17 protein-coding genes are annotated in these 16,872 nt (G+C 67.1%); 9 read left to right on the top strand and 8 right to left on the bottom strand.

The window, feature by feature from the left end; all coding sequences use genetic code 11:
* Positions 1 to 61: 61 nt before the first annotated feature.
* The 4 genes from ACYQ26_RS16010 to ACYQ26_RS15995 are packed head-to-tail and all read left to right on the top strand — an operon-like array spanning position 62 to position 4,068.
* The gene (locus tag ACYQ26_RS16010) at positions 62 to 1,189 is read left to right on the top strand and encodes an ABC transporter substrate-binding protein (protein ID WP_459809889.1); all 1,128 of its coding nucleotides are present in this window, start codon (positions 62 to 64) and stop codon (positions 1,187 to 1,189) included.
* Positions 1,190 to 1,206: 17 nt separating this feature from the next.
* Entirely contained in the window at positions 1,207 to 2,349 is a 1,143-nt protein-coding gene (locus tag ACYQ26_RS16005) for an ABC transporter ATP-binding protein (protein ID WP_459809888.1), read from the top strand.
* A gap of 5 nt (positions 2,350 to 2,354) precedes the next feature.
* Positions 2,355 to 3,272: an ABC transporter permease gene (locus ACYQ26_RS16000; protein ID WP_459809887.1), complete on the top strand. Its 918-nt coding sequence runs from the start codon at positions 2,355 to 2,357 to the stop codon at positions 3,270 to 3,272.
* Positions 3,265 to 4,068 carry an ABC transporter permease gene (locus ACYQ26_RS15995; RefSeq protein WP_459809886.1) on the top strand — a complete coding sequence of 268 codons (804 nt, stop codon included), beginning with the start codon at positions 3,265 to 3,267 and terminating at the stop codon, positions 4,066 to 4,068. The genes ACYQ26_RS16000 and ACYQ26_RS15995 overlap by 8 nt, the downstream gene beginning before the upstream one ends.
* A 101-nt stretch (positions 4,069 to 4,169) precedes the next feature.
* On the opposite strand, the gene ACYQ26_RS15990 is transcribed toward ACYQ26_RS15995, so the two are convergent.
* Together ACYQ26_RS15990 and ACYQ26_RS15985 are read right to left on the bottom strand one after the other, a co-directional pair.
* Positions 4,170 to 4,583, bottom strand: a complete 414-nt coding sequence (locus ACYQ26_RS15990; RefSeq protein WP_459809885.1) for an EamA family transporter — start codon at positions 4,581 to 4,583, stop codon at positions 4,170 to 4,172.
* Between the two features lie 249 nt (positions 4,584 to 4,832).
* Positions 4,833 to 6,767, bottom strand: coding sequence for a beta-CASP ribonuclease aCPSF1 (locus tag ACYQ26_RS15985; RefSeq protein WP_459809884.1), 1,935 nt, complete (start codon positions 6,765 to 6,767; stop codon positions 4,833 to 4,835).
* Positions 6,768 to 7,141: 374 nt separating this feature from the next.
* On the opposite strand from ACYQ26_RS15985, the gene ACYQ26_RS15980 reads away from it, so the two are divergent.
* A complete protein-coding gene (locus ACYQ26_RS15980; protein WP_459809883.1) occupies positions 7,142 to 7,627 on the top strand; it encodes a DUF7984 family protein in 486 nt (161 codons plus the stop codon).
* A 36-nt stretch (positions 7,628 to 7,663) separates the two neighbouring features.
* Here the strand turns inward: ACYQ26_RS15980 and ACYQ26_RS15975 are convergent, their stop codons facing one another.
* Positions 7,664 to 8,248, bottom strand: coding sequence for a hypothetical protein (locus ACYQ26_RS15975; RefSeq protein ID WP_459809882.1), 585 nt, complete (start codon positions 8,246 to 8,248; stop codon positions 7,664 to 7,666).
* 125 nt (positions 8,249 to 8,373) lie between these two features.
* Here ACYQ26_RS15975 and nucS point away from each other — a divergent pair, with 125 nt between their 5' ends.
* Both nucS and ACYQ26_RS15965 read left to right on the top strand, forming a co-directional pair.
* Positions 8,374 to 9,123: an endonuclease NucS gene (nucS, locus tag ACYQ26_RS15970; RefSeq protein WP_459809881.1), complete on the top strand. Its 750-nt coding sequence runs from the start codon at positions 8,374 to 8,376 to the stop codon at positions 9,121 to 9,123.
* Positions 9,124 to 9,237: 114 nt separating this feature from the next.
* Positions 9,238 to 9,678, top strand: a complete 441-nt coding sequence (locus ACYQ26_RS15965) for a hypothetical protein (protein ID WP_459809880.1) — start codon at positions 9,238 to 9,240, stop codon at positions 9,676 to 9,678.
* 9 nt (positions 9,679 to 9,687) lie between these two features.
* Here the strand turns inward: ACYQ26_RS15965 and ACYQ26_RS15960 are convergent, their stop codons facing one another.
* Complete coding sequence (locus ACYQ26_RS15960) at positions 9,688 to 10,152, bottom strand: YbhB/YbcL family Raf kinase inhibitor-like protein (RefSeq protein WP_459809879.1); 465 nt, start codon at positions 10,150 to 10,152, stop codon at positions 9,688 to 9,690.
* A gap of 300 nt (positions 10,153 to 10,452) precedes the next feature.
* Between ACYQ26_RS15960 and ACYQ26_RS15955 the strand changes: the two genes are divergently transcribed.
* Entirely contained in the window at positions 10,453 to 11,190 is a 738-nt protein-coding gene (locus tag ACYQ26_RS15955; RefSeq protein ID WP_459809878.1) for a sporulation protein, read from the top strand.
* A 159-nt stretch (positions 11,191 to 11,349) separates the two neighbouring features.
* On the opposite strand, the gene mutS is transcribed toward ACYQ26_RS15955, so the two are convergent.
* On the bottom strand, positions 11,350 to 14,136 hold the full coding sequence (gene mutS / locus ACYQ26_RS15950; RefSeq protein WP_459809877.1) for a DNA mismatch repair protein MutS: 2,787 nt from the start codon (positions 14,134 to 14,136) through the stop codon (positions 11,350 to 11,352).
* A 165-nt stretch (positions 14,137 to 14,301) separates the two neighbouring features.
* Between mutS and ACYQ26_RS15945 the strand changes: the two genes are divergently transcribed.
* On the top strand, positions 14,302 to 15,705 hold the full coding sequence (locus tag ACYQ26_RS15945; protein WP_459809876.1) for a winged helix-turn-helix transcriptional regulator: 1,404 nt from the start codon (positions 14,302 to 14,304) through the stop codon (positions 15,703 to 15,705).
* Positions 15,706 to 15,732: 27 nt separating this feature from the next.
* Here ACYQ26_RS15945 and ACYQ26_RS15940 read toward each other — a convergent pair whose 3' ends face one another.
* The 3 genes from ACYQ26_RS15940 to ACYQ26_RS15930 all read right to left on the bottom strand — a co-directional run bounded on the left by ACYQ26_RS15940 (position 15,733) and on the right by ACYQ26_RS15930 (position 16,853).
* Positions 15,733 to 16,098, bottom strand: coding sequence for a CHY zinc finger protein (locus tag ACYQ26_RS15940; protein WP_459809875.1), 366 nt, complete (start codon positions 16,096 to 16,098; stop codon positions 15,733 to 15,735).
* Between the two features lie 76 nt (positions 16,099 to 16,174).
* A complete protein-coding gene (locus tag ACYQ26_RS15935) occupies positions 16,175 to 16,480 on the bottom strand; it encodes a DUF7521 family protein (RefSeq protein ID WP_459809874.1) in 306 nt (101 codons plus the stop codon).
* A 31-nt stretch (positions 16,481 to 16,511) separates the two neighbouring features.
* Complete coding sequence (locus ACYQ26_RS15930; protein WP_459809873.1) at positions 16,512 to 16,853, bottom strand: ArsR/SmtB family transcription factor; 342 nt, start codon at positions 16,851 to 16,853, stop codon at positions 16,512 to 16,514.
* Positions 16,854 to 16,872 lie beyond the last annotated feature (19 nt).

Below are 16,872 nucleotides of genomic sequence, written 5' to 3'. Positions count from 1 at the left end.
TGCACATTTCCCATGGTTTCACAACTACTTTATGTCGTCATCGGCGATGACCGGGGTACCAATGCCTGCAGACCCTGACCGGGTTGCAGAGACGAACGACGTAGCGAGCGACTCGACGACCGATTCTGCCTCCGTCTCCCGACGACGACTGCTATCGACGACGGCGGTCGGATCGGCAACCGCGCTCGCGGGCTGTGCCGACCTGCTCGCGAGCGAATCGTCGGCGCTGACCGTTGCCGTCTGGAGTGGCAATTACGCCGACCGCTTCGAGGAAGGGGTCGTCTCCCAGTGGGAGGAAGAACACGATATCGAGATCCAACTCCAGCCGGAGTGGGCCGGCATTCTCAACAAGATCCGATCGGCGCCGGCGGACGACCCGCCGTTCGACGTCACCGTCGCCGAGGGGAACTTCTACTACTACGGTCGCCAAGACGACCTGTTCGAACCGATCCGTCGAGAGAACGTTCCCAACGCGGAGAACATCATCGACTTCTACACCGAAATCCGCGACCCCGAGTACGGGATGCCCGTCGACGGGGCGCCGTGTACGATCATCCACCGAGACGACGCCGACGTCCAGCCCGGAACCTGGAGCGAGTTCGACGCGGCCGCGGCGGACGCCCCGGTCGGCATCGACACCGGCTTCTGGTGGTACCCGCTCTACGCCGCGGCGATCGCGATGGACGAGAAGCCCGGCGCCGAGGAGATGTCCGACCCTGCGCTCCACGAGGACGTCCTCGGGACGATCGAGGACTGGACCATCGAGAGCTGGGCCAGCTCCGGCGAGGACATCTGGCAGGCGTTCGACAACGGCGTCATCGACACCGCCCAGTGGTACTACGAACAGACCGCGTACGACATCGACGAGTACGACGGGCTGAGCCACACGTTGCCCGAACAGACCACCGGCTACTTCAACAACTGGTGTGTCGTCCGGGGGACGGACATGCGCGACGAGGCCGAGACGTTCATCAACTTCCTGCTGGACGCCGACGTCCAGTCCCAGTGGGCCGAGTCCATTCCGATGATGTTCAGCAACAAGAACGTTGAGTACCCCGATCGGATCGCAGACGAGTTGCCGACGACGGACGAGGAAGCCCGTAACATCGTGTTCCCCGACTGGAGTTTCCTCGCGGATTACAGCGGCGACCTCTCCGACGCGTTCACTAGCATGCAACAGCAGTCCTAACCTCACGAATCAGAACAATGTCCGAAATCACACTGCAGGGACTCGAGAAGCGCTACGGCGACACGCTCGCCGTCGAGGACGTCTCGGTCTCGATCGACGACGGCGAGTTGCTCTGCCTGCTCGGTCCCAGCGGCAGCGGCAAGTCGACGACGCTGCGGATGATCGCCGGCCTCGAGACGCCGACCGACGGAACGATCCGGATCGGCGACGAGGACGTCACCGACCAGGCGGCCTACGACCGGACCACCTCGACGGTGTTCCAGGACTGGGCGCTGTTCCCCCACAAGACGGTGCTGGAGAACGTCGCCTTCGGCCTGAAGATGGACGGCGTCCCCAAGGACGAGCGCCGCGAACGCGCCCGGGAGATGCTCGAGCGCGTCCAGATGAGCGGCTACGAGGACGACGACCCGACGAACCTGAGCGGCGGACAGAAACAGCGGGTCGCGCTCGCGCGCTCGCTCGCGGTCAATCCGGACGTGTTGCTGCTCGACGAGCCGCTGTCGAACCTCGACAAGCGGCTCCGCGAGGACATGCAGATCGAACTCCGCGAGATCCACGACGACCTGGAGAAGACGTTCGTCCACGTCACGCACGACCAGGACGAGGCGTTCACGCTGGCCGATCGGATCGGGATCATGAACGAGGGCCAACTGGTCCAGATCGGCGACCCGCACGAGGTCTACGAGAACCCGAAGAACCGCTTCATCGAGTCGTTCCTCGGCGACACGAACTTCGTCGAGGCGACCGTCTCGCAGGCGACCGCGGAGTCGATCTCCGTCGACACCGAACTCGGCGCCGAACTCGTCCTCCCGACCGACGGCGATCCCGACCTCGAGGAGGGGACCGACCTCACGCTCTCGCTGCGACCGGAGATCCTCTCGATCGATCGGGCGCCCGACGCCGCCGGCGACGATGACGCCGCCGAACGGCGGGCCGTCGCCGACGGGAGCACGACGAACACCGTCATCGGGACGATCGGAAACGTCGTCTATCGCGGCTCGACCGTTCGCTACTCCGTCTCGATCGACGGCTCGTCGATCTTCGTCGAGCGGTCGGACGCGAGCGCGGAGACGCTGTCCGCCGGCGACGAGGTTCGCATCGAGTGGAACGGGGCCGACGTGCTCGCCTTCCGAACCGACGGCGCGCGGGTCGAACTGTGACAGCCATGTCGACGGCGAAATCGATCCTTCCGCGACCGATCGCGTCCGTCCTGGACTCGCTTTTCGAGCAGTCGGGCTCGAACCGGGCCCTGCTGGTCATGGCGCCGCTGCTCCTGTTCGAGCTGCTGATCTTCGTGATCCCGTTCGTCATCCTGCTGCGGATCAGCGTCGCCGAGACTTCGAGCGATCTCCCCTACGCGAAGGGGACGTGGTCGCTCGACGCGTACGCGACGGTGTTGACCGACGACCTCCTGCTGAGCGTCATCGGCCACTCGTTCAAGCTCGGCGCGATGGTGACGGTCTTGGCCGTCGCGCTCGGCGCGTTCTACGCGTACGCGATCTGGCGCTCGAGCGGCCTCGTGAAGTCGCTGCTCCTGTTCTCGGTGGTCATGCCGCTGCTGACGACGCTGGTCATCCGAACCTACGCGTTCAATCCGCTGCTGGCGCCCACCGGGACGCTCAACAAGGTACTGCTGTCGCTGAACCTGATCTCGAGTCCGATCCAGTTCGTCCCCGCCACCGTCGGCGCGGTCATCGGGCAGCTGTACATCGTCCTGCCCTACGCCGTGCTGGCGATCTACAGCGTCATGGCGACGATGGACTGGCAGATCGTCGAGGCGGCCCGCGACCTCGGCGCGAGCCGTCCGCGGTCGGTCCTCGAGGTCGTCGTGCCCCAGGCGATGCCGGGAATCATCGTCGCGACGGTGATCTCGTTCGCCTGGAGCGTCGGGGCCTACGCCGCACCGGAACTGCTCTCGAGCAGCGTCACGTTCGCCATCCACGTCGAGGACCTGATGCTGTCGACCCTTCGCTACCCGATCGCCGCCGCGCTGGCGATCGTGATGCTCGTCCTGATGTTTACGTGCATCGCCGTCCTCGGAACCGTCCTCAACCGATTCGGAGGTGAGTTCGACCTTGCATAGGGAGCGATTCGAAACCGCCGCGTTCCGCGCGGGGTACGCCGTGTTGCTCGCGTTCCTGCTGCTTCCGCTACTGGTCGTCGTCGCGACCTCGTTCTCGGCGTCCGGCCAGCTCGCGTTCCCGCCCGAGGGCCTCTCGCTGGCCTGGTACGGCGAGTTCTTCGAGAGCATCCGCTGGCTCGAGGCGTTCACGAACAGCATCGTCGTCGGCGTCGGGACCGCGATCCTCGCGACGGTGCTTGGCGTCTCGGGCGCCTTCGGGCAGGAGATCGACGACGGCTCGCTCGGCACGATCGTGGCGCCGATCGTCCTCGTCCCGCTGCTGATCCCGCCGATCATCCTCGGGATCACGCTGCTGATGTACTTCAACGAGGTGGGCCTGCGGGGTTCCTATCTGAGCATCATCCTCGCGCACACGCTCTGGGCGACGCCGCTGGTCTACTTCGTGATGCGGTCGGTGTTCAGCCGGTTCGACTGGCAGCAACTCGACGCCGCCCACGACCTCGGCGCGGGGCCGGTGCAGTCGTTCCGGCACGTCGTCCTGCCGAACGTGAAAGAGGGGATCTTCGTCGGCACGCTGCTGGCCTTCATCATCAGCCTGCAGGAGTTCGTGATGGCGATGTTCCTCTCGACGCCCAGCACGCAGACCATTCCGGTCCTGGCCTGGTCCGAGATCCGGCAGGCGCTCGATCCGCTGGTGAGCGTCGTCTCGACGTTCCTCATCCTGATCTCGATCGGGGCGATCCTGCTGGCCGCGCTCGCGACGAGCCTCGACTGGGTCGCGAAGCAGCTGTCCTGATCGCCGACGCTCTCGAGACGCCGGTTTTCGGTTGTTTTGCCGTTTTCGCCTCGTCGGTCGCCGTCTCAGAGCGCGACGGTCCGACGACGCACTGACCGCCGTCAAGAGGCGATGAGAACGACGGCCACGACCGCGAGGGCGAAGCCGACGACGTTCGCGGTGCTCAGCGCCGTTTCGAAGTAGACGACGCCGATGAGAACGGGGACGACGAAGTAGAGGCCGGCGATGGCCGAGACGACCGCCATGCTCCCCCGCGTCAGCGCCGCGTAGAACGCGAGGGTCCCGGCCGCGAGAAACACGCCCGACCCCAACGCGAACGCGATGTCGGTACTCGTTCCGGCGATCGGGCGTCGTGACAGAACCGCGTATCCGCCGACGAGTCCGATACTCGCCACGTACGACAGCAACACCGCGTTCACGGCCGACAGCGACCGCGTCGCGACGTCCGCCGCGACCGCCCAGCCGCCGAACAACAGTAAGGTCGCAAGTGCCAACGCGATTGCTACGCTCACCATACGCCCACCCTCTCTGCGGCCCTTTCAAGAAATCGTCGGTCTCCAGTTCAGTTCGCCGCCGGCCACGTGACAGTCCGCCGCCCGATCGGCCGCGTGGCCGTCTCGAGCGTTCGCCTCCTGCTCGAGGCGAGCGCTCGAGTCACGGGGAAGGGCAGGCGCTCGAGCGGCGCGCAAATCCGCGCGCCGCGATAATACGTACCTGGGCGGACTGAAAGGGCGATCGGCCGCTGCCAAGCGGCCGCGAGGGCTTTAGAGGAAGCGGAAGGTCTCGAGGTTCTTCGGCGCGAAGGTGCGCATGTCGTAGTTGTGATAGAGGGCGGAGGAGAGGTCCTGCGTCGAGCGCTCGTCGCCGTGGACGCAGAGCACCTTCTCGGGCCGGGGGTTCATCGTCTTGACGAAATTCTCGAGGCCGGCGCGGTCGGCGTGGCCGGAGAAGCCGTCGACGGTCTTGACGTCGACGTTCAGCGAGAGAGTGCCGCGACCGTTGTCGCCGCCCATGGCGCCGACCTCGCTGGTCGGGATCTCGTCCCAGCCGTTCTGGATGCGCCGCCCGAGGGTCCCCTGGGCCTGGTAGCCGACGAAGGTCAGCGTCGAGTCCGGATCGGGGCCGATGTGGGAGAGCCAGGACATGATCGGGCCGCCGGTGACCATACCGGAGGTCGAGAGGATGATACAGGGCTCGCCGTCGGCGACGTCCTGGCGCTCCTCCTCGCCGCCGTCGATGTGGTTGAACTCGTCGGCGAGGAAGGGGTTCTCGTCCTCGTGGAAGATCCGGTCGCGCAGGTCGTCCCGGAGGTACTCGGGGTAGGTGGTGTGGATCGCCGTCGCCTCCCAGATCATGCCGTCGAGGTGGACCGGCATCGAGGGGATCTCGCCCTCGCGCATCGCCTCCTCCAAGACGAGCATGATCTCCTGAGAACGACCGACGGCGAACGCCGGAATGAGGACCTTGCCGCCGCGGTCGTAGGTCTCGTTGATGATCTCCTTGAGCTTCTCCTCGGAGTCTTCCTGGTCGGTCTGGTAGTCGTTGCGACCGCCGTAGGTCGACTCGAGCACCAGGGTTTCGACGCGCGGGAAGTCGTTGACCGCGCCGTTGAACAGGCGGGTGTCCTCGTAGTGGATGTCGCCGGAGAAGGCGACGTTGTAGAGCCCGTCGCCGATGTGGAAATGCGAGACGGCCGAGCCCAGAATGTGGCCGGCGTTGTGCAGCGTGAGCTTGACGTCCGGCGCGATGTCGGTGACGTCGCCGTACTCGAGCGGGATGGTGTGTTTGATCGCCTCGCGGACCTGCTCGGAGTCGTACGGTGGCGTCCGTCCCTCCTTGGCGGCGACGTCGAGGTAGTCCAGCGTCAGCAGGCCCATCAGGTCCCGCGTGGGCTCGGTGCAGTAGATCGGGCCGTCGTAGCCGTACTTAAAGAGCAGCGGGATAAAGGCGGAGTGGTCGAGGTGGGCGTGGGTCAGGACGACCGCGTCGATCGTCTCCGGGCCCGCGCCGAAGGCTTCGGGCGCGTGGAGGTAGGGGACCTCGCCCTCGGCGCCGGGTTTGTCGCCGCAGTCGACGAGGATGCGCGTCTCGGGCGTCGAGAGGATGAAAGAGGCCCGCCCGACCTCGCGACAGCAGCCCAGCGTGGAGATGCGGACGTACTCGTCGTCGGACATCTCCTCGCGGTGGATCTGGCGGCCGACCTTCTCTAGGATGTCCCGGCGCTCGTCGCGCTCCTGCTTGAGGAAGCTCCGGACGTTCGAGACCGTCGAGGACTCGATCGGCGGCGTGCGGACGACCTCGGGCGTCCAGCCGACGTTCTTCGTGATTTCCCGGAGCGTCGAGCCGTGGCGGCCGATGACCATGCCGGGCTTCTCGGCCTCGATGACGACCTCGCCGGTGTCGGCGTGGAAGTCCAGATCCGTGACGCCGGCCTCCTCGGGGATCACGTTCATGATCTCCTCGCGAGCCTCCTGGGGTTGCGAGAGGACGCTCGGGTCCGGCCGAACGGTGATCCGCTTGCGCAGTTTGCTTGCGAGCTGCCGAATGAGGTCGCCCTGCTGGGCGAACTTCTTCGGATCGCGCGTGTAGACCACCAGTTCGGGGCCTTCGTACTTCACCGAGGAGACCGAGATATCGCTCGGTAACTCGCTCGTGATCTCTGCTTTCAAATCGTCGAGTTGCTGCTCTACAGTGCTCATATGTCGCCGAATTGGCTTGCGTGAACTCGTCGCCCGGGAGCGATCGCGCCCGACCGGCTTCGAGAACCGAGGGGAACCGAGAACGGAACCGGAAACGAAACTCGAGACCGCAACCGAACGAGGCGTGCCGAGACGAGTCGGGTATCGATCGGTAGTTGCGCCGATCGCCCCGCCGAAACGCGTCCCGAACAGGACGCCGTCGGCCGTCTCCGTTTCCGTATCATGTCATCCCGTGCCGTGACGAACACGCTCCCAGGGCGGTTATCCTGGTCCGTGCGGGAAGATTCCAGGGAGAACCCGCTTACTCGAGGCTATTCTTTGCGTGGTATAAAAGCCTTCGCAAACGATAGGGCGTTCCGCGACGGAGGGGACGTATGCGCCTGACACCGGACCGCGTCGCCGGCGAACGGGAGTGGGTTCGCGACCGCGCCGACCGCGTCGTGCCGATCATCAACGACGTGCGGGACGAACTGGGTGAGGTCTTCGAGACCGACGTCGATCACGTCACCGAGCGCCAGTACAGGGCCGAGGTCGACGCCGTCTTCGCCGACGGCGATCTGGCGGTCAACGTCGCCGCGCTGGTCGCGATCCTGCGAGACCTCGACGTCGAGGGGGACTACCCCGGCTTCGTCGTCGACGAACTCCTCGGTCGCGAACTGGCCGCGACGATCGCCGGGAGCCAGCCGCTGCGGACGCTCGGCGAGGCGACCTTCCACTACGCGGACGTGCAGGTTCACGGCCGCGCCGAGGAGAACGCCGGCGTCGACGACCTTGAGGCGGCGCTGGCGGCCGGCTTCCAGGAGCGGCTGCCGGGGTGGAACTGGACCGAACGGGAGAGCCCGTTCAGCGTCGAGCGGTAGCGATCGAACGAATCGGCGACTGAAAAGGGCCGCGGGTTATTCGGTGGATTCGTTGCCCGACGCCGACGTGTTGTCGGCGTCCGACGTGTTACCGGCGTCGGAATCCGAGCCGTTCGTTTCGTTGTTCGGCTGCTGGTCCTGCTGTTGCTGCTGTTCCGCGATCATCCGCTGTTGCCGGGCCCGTTGCTGCTCCTGCTGGACGAAGGCGTCGTACTGATCGCCGGGATAAATGCCGTCGATATCGCCGTTGCGGAGCGCATCCATGATCGCGCTGTCGTCGCCGGTGACCTGAAGGAGGGCGAACTTGGGCGCGGACTCCTCGACCGAAATGCCCCGGTTGCTCGCGGCGTCTTCAAACGCGGCCGTGGCGTCTTCGTTCAACGCCTGCTGCTCGTCGAGCGCTTCCGTTCGGCTGAGTTCGCCGCTCTGGAACCGCTCGTTGAGTTTCGCTATCTCCTCCTGGGGCGGCGATACGGCGACGGTGACTGCACCGCCGGCCCCGCCGGTCGTCCCGTCGTCCGATTGGGTCAGTGATTCGAGCTGCGAACAACCGGCGAGGGCCGCCGTCGTTCCGGTACCGGCGAGCGCGAGAAAGCGACGGCGGGAGGGTAGGTTCGACATCGTATCTTCTGGAACGCGGGCGGGGCGAAAAATAAGCCTTGTTATCCGGACAAGTACGCTCGAGTCGAGTGCCGCCGTCGGCGCCGTCGCGCCACTTTTATCCGCGCCCCCGCTAGCTGCGCTCAGTGAGCGAATTTCCGGACGGCACCCGCGTCGAAACGCTCGAGCGACCCGCCCTCGAAGACGCGCGCGAGACGATCGCGGACGGGATCGCGCGCGGCGCCCTCGTGACCGTCTTCGGCCGCTGTACCGTCGATTACGAGGGTCGCGCCTCGAGCCGGCTCGAGGCGGGCGATCGACACGTCATGCTCAAACCCGACGGCGCGGCGCTGGTCCACACCGACGAGGGCCAGCAGCCGGTCAACTGGCAGCCGCCGGGCTGCGAGCACGACGTGCGCCGCGACGAGGCCGCGGACCGGCTCGTCGTAGAGAGCGTCCGTTCGACGCCCGACGAGCGCCTGCGAGTCGGCTTCGAGACCGTCCTGCAGGTGTCGGCGTTCTCGGGCACCGACAAGAACGACCTCGCGCTGGTCGGCACTGAGGAGGACCTCCGCGAGCGCATCCTGACGGAACCGGATCTGCTCGAGCCCGGCTTCACGCCGCTGGCGACCGAGCGCGAGACGCCCGCGGGCGCCGTGGACATCTACGGCAAGGACTCGGCCGACCGGACGGTCGTCGTCGAACTGAAGCGACGCCGCGTCGGGCCGGACGCGGTCGGGCAGCTTCGACGGTACGTCGACGCCTTAGAGCGCGACCTGCACGCCGACGCGACCGTCCGCGGCATCCTGGTCGCGCCGTCGGTCACCGACCGCGCGGATCGGCTGCTGACCGAGCACGGCCTCGAGTTCGTCTCGCTCGAGCCGCCGGCAGAGTGACCAGTCCGAAGTTACAGTCGTCGAGCGAAACGGGCAGCAACCGTTTTCTCGAGGCGGCACAAACTTGCGGAGGCGAACAGTTATTTCATTCGACACGAAATCCAAACCCGTCGCATGGCCCGCCTCGTCCGAGAGATCCTCTTTGGCGACCCGTTCGAACGGAATCTGGACCTTCTCGCCGCCGCGGTCGTCTTTTTCGGCACGTTCGTCGCCTACGCGACGGAACTGTTTGCCGTCGACGGCGGCGTCATCGTCCTTCCGACGGATGCAACTGCGGTGGCGATCTTCGTTGCCGGCGGGATCGGCTACCGACGAGGGAGCCTGATCGGCGCGTGGGTCGCGCCGTTCGCTGCCTATCTCGCGTTTTACGCCGAGTGGGCGATTCTTGGCCTTTCGGGTCGCTCGTTCGCCGACAAACTCGGATTTCTCTTCGACCTGACGAGGGTCGCACTCGTTACCGGGGCGCCGATCGTCCTCGGAACGGCCGCATACGCCGTCGGGTCGCTCTTCGGCGTCGGCGTCGAACGTCTCCGCGACCCACGCGCCGAATCGTAAGGCTCCCGGTCAAGCCGGATACGTCCCCTCGAGCGTCGCCTGCGAGATGACGTGGCCCTCCATCGCCTCTCGCAGCCGGTCGGCGTCGACGTCGCGGTCGTCGATCTCGAGCGTGTTGTTCAGCGCGAAGACCGTGAACCGGTAGGTGTGTTCCCGGTCCGGCGGCTTCGGGCCGCCGTAGCCGGTCTCGCCGTAGTCGTTCGTTCCTTCGGTCGCCCCGTCGGCGTCGGGGGACCAGTCCTCGGGAATTTCCGTTCGGTCGGCCGGAATGTTCCAGACGATCCAGTGGTCCCAGATCTTGCCCGCCGGCTCGACCGCGTCCGGGTCGTCCACGATGAGCGCGAAGGCGTCGGCTTCCGCCGGCGGGCCCTCGATCTCGAGCGGCGGGTTGACGTTGTCCGCGTCGTAGCCGTAGCGGTCGGGAATCCGTTCGCCGTCGTCGAACTCGGGGCTCGTGAGCGTGAGGTCTGCCATGCGTATCCCTCCGTGCGGTGGTTCGGGCGTCCGACGGCGACTCGTCGAGTCCCACGCATCGTCCGCTCACCGACCCGAAATCGTCGTACGCGACCGTTCGACGGCGACGCAAAATAACCTTACAGTGCTACAGCGCTACAGCGTCCCGAGTCGGCGTCCGCTCGCTCATCCGGCGTCGCACGACTCGCTTTCACGCGATGACCCATTGAGAGCCCGCCCGTCGGTCCCCCCGTCCGCTGGAGGCGATTCATTCAGTAGTAGTAAACTTATAATCAGGGCCACAAATGTACGAACGGAGCCATGAAGAAGGTCCTCGCGAGCATCGGTATCGGTAACGCGACCGTCGATACAGTCCTCCCGACCGAGACCGTCCGGCCGGGCGAAACGATCGATGCGGACGTCCACATTACCGGCGGGAACGCCGAACAGGAGGTCGGCGCGATCCGCTTCGAACTCGAGACGCGGTATCTGACCGACGACGGCTACCGAGAGGCGGATATCGACCGGTTCACGCTGACGGAGGGGCTCACCATCGAACCCGACCGGGAGGAGACGCGATCGGTCTCGATCGACGTGCCGTACGAGACGCCGGTAACGGTCGGCGGCGTCGACGTCTGGATCGAAACGGAACTCGACATCGACCTCGCCGTCGATCCCGAAGACCAGGACTACCTCGAGGTTCGGCCGACGCCGCGCCTGCAGACGGTCTTCGACGCGATGGACGACCTCGGGTTTTCGCTCCGAACGGCGGAGTGCGAGGCCGATCCGTACGGCCGGTACGCCGGCGGCCGACGGTTCATCCAGGAGTTCGAGTTCGACGCTACCGGCGGCCGGTTCCGCGGCCAACTCGACGAGGTCGAACTCGTCGCCCAGCCCGGCCCCGACGAACTCGAGTTGTTCGTCGAAATCGACCGCCGAGGCGGCCTCCTCAGCGAGATGGCCGACACGGACGAACGCAAAACCCGAACGACGATCCGCTCGACCGATCGGGAGGCGGTCCGCGACGAAGTGGCGGCGCTCATCGAGAAACACGCCTAACGGTCACACGGCCGGGCGGAAACCGTCGCGGGTGTAGTACCGCCCGACGGCCCTCGCTCGAGCCAGTCGTGGCGATTAGAGACACGATTTTCTCGGGGCGCCGAGACGTGGAACGGCCGACGATCGGATTGTCCGATTGGCGTGTTTCGCCGATGTGGCTCACTCCTCGAGCAGTCGCTTCAGCCGATCCAGTTCCGTCAGCGCCTCGACGGGGGTGAGGTGAGCGAGATCGAGGGCGCGGAGTTCGGCGGCCACGTCGGTCGGGATATCGCCCCCATCGGCAGTGGCGGCAGCGGCGGCCGTCCCTGGATCCTCGTCGCCGGCCTCGAGCGGCTCGGCCGCCGCATCGGCGTCGGCGGTCGGTTCGCCAGCATCGTCCTCGAGCGCGTCCGCGGTCTCGTCGGCCGCCTCGGCGACCAGTTCCCGCGAGCGCTCGACGACGGCCTCGGGCACGCCCGCGGCGGTCGCGACCTCGACGCCGTAGGAGCCCGTCGCCGCGCCGGGCGCGATCTCGTGGTGGAAGACGACCTCGCCGTCCTCCTGGTCGACCTCGAAGTGGAGCGTGAACGCGGCCTCGAGGTCGTCCGCGAGTTCGGTCAGCGGGTGGTGGTGAGTCGCAAAGAGGGTCGTCGCGCCGACCTCGTCGTGGAGGTGTTCGGTGATCGCCTGCGCGATGGCCATGCCGTCGGCGGTCGAGGTTCCTCGGCCGACTTCGTCCAGCAGTACGAGCGAGTTTTCGTCGGCCTCGCGAAGAATGGTCGCGAGTTCGTCCATCTCGACCATGAAGGTCGAGCGGCCGCCGGCGATGTCGTCGCTGGCGCCGACGCGGGTGAAGATCCGATCGACGGGCGTCAGCCGCGCCGATCCGGCGGGCACGAAGCTCCCGACCTGCGCGAGGAGGACGATCTGGGCGACCTGCCGCATGTAGGTCGACTTGCCCGACATGTTCGGCCCGGTGATGACCGCCAGCCGCCGATCCTCGGTAAAGCGGGCGTCGTTCGGGACGAACGACTCCTGCGTGCGCTCGACGACGGGGTGGCGCCCGCCCTCGATCTCGAGGACGCACTCGGTGCCGGCGTCGCCGCTGCCGTCACCGCCGCGCTCGAGAATCTCCGGCCGACAGTAGTCGTACTGGGCTGCGGCCGTCGCCAGCGAGACGAGCGCGTCGAGGGTGGCGAGCGCATCGGCGAGGTGCTGGACGCGCTCGACTTCGTCGGCGACCTCCCGGCGCACCTCGCGGAAGAGTTCGTACTCGAGGTCGTCCGCGCGCTGCTGGGCGCCGACGATCTCGTCTTCCCGCTCCTTGAGTTCCGGCGTGACGAACCGCTCGGAGTTCTTCAGCGTCTGGCGGCGCTGGTAGTCGTCGGGCACTGCATCGAGGTTCGGATTAGTGACCTCGATGTAGTAGCCGTGGACGGAGTTGTGACCGACCTTCAGCGAGTCGATGCCGGTGCGCTCGCGCTCGCGTTCCTCGAGGTTGTCGATCCACTGCTTACCGTCGCGGGCGGTCGACCGCAGGTCGTCTAAGTCCTCGTCGTACCCCTCGGCGATGATCCCGCCCTCGGTGATCTCGATCGGCGGATCTTCGACGACCGCGTCGTCGATCAACTCGCGGATGTCGGCCAGCGGGTCGAGGTTCTCGTGGAGTCGTCGAAGTCGCTCGCAGTCCGCGTCGGCGAGTTCGGCGCGGACGTCGGGGACGACCGCCAGCGTATCGCGCAGCGAGCGCAGGTCTCGAGCGTTCGCCCGTTCGCGGGAGATGCGGCCGATCAGCCGCTCTAAGTCGTAGACCTCCCGCAGCAGTTCGTGGAGCCGCTCGCGGGTCTGGACCGCGCCCGTCAGTTCTTCCACCGCGTCGAGCCGCGCCTCGATCCGCTCGGGCTCGAGCAGCGGCCGCCGGAGCCAGTCGCGCAGCTTCCGGCCGCCCAGGGCGCTTGCGGTCTCGTCGAGGACGCCGACCAGCGTCGCGTCGTCCCGGCCGTGGACGGTCCGGGGCTCGAACAGCTCGAGGCTGCGCAGGGCGACGGCGTCGAGCAGGAGGTACTCGCGGGGGTCGTACCGCGTGAGGTGGGTGATGTACTCGAGTGGGTTGCCGTCCTGAGGTTCGTCGGCGTCCGTTTGGTCGTCTGCGGCCTCGTCGTCCTCGCCGCGCTCGCCCTCGTGTTCGCCGCCGCGGACGTACTCCGCGTAGGAGAGCAACGCCCCGCAGGCCCGGATCTCGGCGTCGCTGGCCAGCAGCGCGTCGGGGTTCCGGAAGTACGTCGCGAGCTTCTCGCCCGCCCGCTCGCAGTCGAAGGCGCGTTCGGCGTACGGCGTCACCATGCAGTCCTCGGGGAAGATGCCGTCGGGAGCCCCGGGTCCGACGACGGCCTCGGCGGGGTCGAACCGGCTCACCTCGTCCGCGATGGACTCTCGGGAGTCGGAACTCGTCGCGAGGAAGTCGCCGGTCGAGACGTCCAGCAGGGCCAAGGCGAGTTCGGCGTCGGGACCGGCCGCGCCGTTGGACGGGCCGCGGGCGACGGCCGCAACGAAGTTGTTGTCGTCGCTGGCCAGCAGTTCGTCCTCGGTGAGCGTGCCCGGCGTGATGACCCGCGTGACGGCCCGCTCGACGACGCCCGAGGTCTCGCCCGGCTCCTCGACCTGGTCGGCGACGGCGACCCGGTAGCCGGCCTCCAGCAGCTCCTCGATGTACGACTCGGCGTTGTCGATCGGGATGCCGGCCATCGGGTACTCGCCGGTCGAGTCCTCGCGGCTGGTCAGGGCGACCTCGAGCAGCCGCGCGGTCTTCTCCGCTGCGCCGCAGAAGGTTTCGTAGAAATCGCCGACCTGAAAGAGCACGATCGCGTCGTCGTAGCGGGCACAGAGGTCGTGGTACTGACGCATCATCGGCGTCAGCTCGTCGCGTTTCTCGGCCATCTCCTCGGGAGGGCCAAGCGCCGGATCCATACTCGAATTCCGCCGCCCGACGCGGAAATACCTTGCTGGATCGGCCGCTCTGCCGACCTGTCTCGGCGCCGTGCAGTCGGCGCTCCCGTCCGATCTATTCCGTTGGCTGACAGTCACGAAACCGGAAAAGCGTATTACGATCGATCTCGCAGGGACGGATACGCCATGTGCTCGAGGCCGTCGACGCGAGCGGTCGCGATCGTCGTCGCCGCGCTCGCCCTGCTCGGCGGATTCGCGGCGCCCGCGGCGGGCGCTTCGCTATCCGACGGCGACCCGTCACTCGGGTCGGCGAGCGACGACGTCGACGCGTCGCTCACCGATGCGGTCGTAAACGAGACGTCTCTCGACGGGTCGTCCGACGGCGACGCCAACGACTCGCTCGACGACGATACCGCCGGGAGCGACGGGCTTCTCGATAGTACCGAGACGGACGACGGAGCCGACGGCGCCGAAACGGACCTCGGCGACGAGATCGAGAACACGACGGACAGCCTCGAGGACGCAACGAACGAGACGACCGATAGCCTCGAGGAGACGACGGGCGACGTCACCGAACCGCTCGAGGATACCGCGAACGAGACGACCGACCTTGAAACGTCGACCGAAGACCGAGAGAGTACACTCGGTTCGACCGAACTCGGAAACGCGACGCTGAACGCGTCGGCAGGACTCGAGTCCGGCGAGTCGGGCACCGGAGCGAACGACCGCGGATCGGCAGCCGACGGCTCGAGTGGGTCCTCGAAGGCGACGTCGACCGGCGGATCGGATTCGAACGCGCAGTCGGACGCCGGCTCGCCGCCGACCCCGTCGAACGGTAGTACGGCGACGGACGCGGTGCTCGTCGGACTCATGGGGACGATCACGGCCTCCGGCGCGGCCGCCGCGGGTGCTTCGGGCGCCGGCGCAGGCACCGGAACCGGCGCGGGCGCCGGCCTCGGCGGCACCGCGAGCAACCTCGCGGCGAACTGGCTACACCCGGCACAGAGCCGGTGGCTCCGGCGCCTCTGCTCGCTGGCGCCCGCCGAACTCCTCTCCGTCCTCGGCTACAGCCGGTACGACGACTCCGACCCGCTCGAGAACGACCGCCGCGAGGCGATCTACGACATGATTCGGGCGGAGCCGGGCTGTTACCTCTCCGAGGTGGGCGACCGGCAGGACGTCTCGCTGTCGACCGTGCGCCACCACGCGCGCATCCTCGAGGAGGAGGGGTTGATCGCGTCGGTGGCCGTCGACGGCAAGCGGCGGTACTTCACCGTCGAGGACGAGCGCGACGCCGCGCTCCACGCGGCGCTGGCCGAACCGGCCAAACGGGAGGTGCTCGAGGCGCTGGCCAATCTCGGACCGGTCAACAACGGTCGGCTCGCCGACGAGCTCGAGCGCGACCCCAGCACCGTCTCGCACCACCTCTCCGCGCTCGAGGACGACGGGCTGGTGGTCCGCGAGCGCGACGGCCGCGCGGTCGTCAACGACCTGACGGCGGACGCCGAGGCGGCCGTTCGGGGCGAGACCGGCGCGCTCGAGGAGGCGGACGAGCCGCGGCCGTCGGCGCCGTCGCCGGCGGACGACTGAAGCGTCGCGCGGTCGCGGGCACGACGTTCACTCCCCTTTCCCCTCTGCTTCCTCCGCCCCCGCGGTCTCGAAGTACAGTTCGGCGTGGGCCTCACAGCCGGGATTGAACGCGGCCCCGCAGGCCGGACACGCGTAGTCGCACTCGAGGTACTCGGGAACGGTGAGTTCGGTGCGACAGGCGCCACAGAGCACCGACGGCTCGTCGAACCGCTCGCGCGGCCACGGGACGGCCTCGTGGTCCGTCAGCTCCTCGTGGCAGCGAAAACAGGGGAAGTAGCCGTCGCAGCAGTCGAATCGGAAGGCGACGACGTCGCGGTCGGTGTGGTAGTGGGCGCACCGCGTCTCGTCGTCGACGTCGACGCCGCGGACGGCCCGGTCCTCGCTCGATTGCACGCACGGATCGACGGCCGGCGAACGCTTCGGCGTTGCGGTCGTACAGGGAAGTAGTCCGAACGCGAACCGATCGGCGTCAGGAGACGTGGCGCAGCGAGTAGAGGAGCAACAGCAAGCCGACCGCGATGAGCACCGCTTCCGCGGTTCGGAGGAGATAGAGTTCCCGCCCGAACGCCATGACCCCGCCTTTAACGCCGAACTCGTACAGCGCCTCCGTGACGGTCCCCAGCGTGAGAATCGCGAAGCCGCCCGTCACGATCAGGAGGGAGGGAATCCCCTCGCGCTCGTACGCCCTGTAGGCGATGAAGGTGAGGACCACTCCCAGACCGAACGTGACGGCGTTCGAGAGCAGGAACAGCCACGAAACGGGTGTTTCAGTCATCGAACTGCTTCGTAGTCTCGCCCGTTCGGTCCTATCCCCCTAACGATCGCCACAGCTGACCGAACCGGTCGACCGTATCGTTTCTGAAGTGGACGTCGACGCGGAACTCCCCGGGTTCGACGGTGAACTCGATGCGCCTGATCGCGGTCTCGAAAGTGTCGTAATTGTCCCCCGACGGCGAGATTTCGGTCTCTTGCTCCAGAAACGAGGCCTCGACCAGGTCGTCCGTCCGCCTGTAGACCGTCGTGAGCGAGACATCCAGCTCCTCCTCGAGTTCGCTGGCGGTCATCGGTTCGCGGCTCGCTGCCGCGAGGATCCGTCGCGACGATTCGTTGTCGATCGCGTCGATGACCTCCTGGGGGTCGAGATCCATTTGACTGTGACGCGCTATC

The organism is Halopiger thermotolerans, from assembly GCF_054654555.1.
Note: the sequence above shows the minus strand (reverse complement) of the source record. Positions and strands in the feature narration are given on the sequence as shown.